The organism is Cupriavidus sp. 05T313 (assembly GCF_056396665.1).
The window spans coordinates 1-361 of sequence record NZ_JBFTLX010000718.1 but is presented as its reverse complement, the minus strand read 5'-3'; the positions used below and the strand labels follow the sequence as shown (position 1 = coordinate 361).

2 protein-coding genes are annotated in these 361 nt (G+C 67.6%); both read right to left on the bottom strand.

The features are described from left to right. Positions 1 to 198: CNNM domain-containing protein (locus AC1DKD_RS42540; protein WP_477144907.1), on the bottom strand; the 198-nt coding region annotated here is incomplete at its 3' end. Continuing rightward, positions 195 to 356 carry a transporter associated domain-containing protein gene (locus AC1DKD_RS42535; RefSeq protein WP_477144908.1) on the bottom strand — a complete coding sequence of 54 codons (162 nt, stop codon included), beginning with the start codon at positions 354 to 356 and terminating at the stop codon, positions 195 to 197. The genes AC1DKD_RS42540 and AC1DKD_RS42535, both read right to left, overlap by 4 nt. Between the last annotated feature and the right edge of the window lie 5 nt (positions 357 to 361).

Sequence of the window (361 nt, the reverse complement as noted above, 5' to 3'; positions counted from 1 at the left end):
GCCCAGCTGTGCACAGGCCAGCATCAGGGACACGTTTTCCATGGCGCGCAGGGTGGTCTGGGCGCGCTTCGAGCCGGTATCGGCCAGGGGTTCGATCTGGCTGCGCCGCGCGGACATGATGGCGAACTCGGCCGCCACGAAGAAGGCGTTGCCCAGCAGAAGGACGCCCAGCCACAGTATTCCCGCCCAGTCGCTCATGGCTTGCTCCCGGCGTCGGTGTCCTGCGCAGCGGGTTCGCCGGCGGGATGGAAACAGATGCGGTCGATCCTGCGGCCGTCCATCCTGGTAACGCTGAGCGTGCCGCCGTTCACCGGGACAGTGTCGCCCACGGCCCCGATCCTGCCGAGCTTGCTCATGACGT

Bases quoted from the DNA above. Each gene is read 5' to 3' on its own strand.
- AC1DKD_RS42535 (WP_477144908.1), bottom strand. From the start codon at position 356: ATGAGCAAGCTCGGCAGGATCGGGGCCGTGGGCGACACTGTCCCGGTG.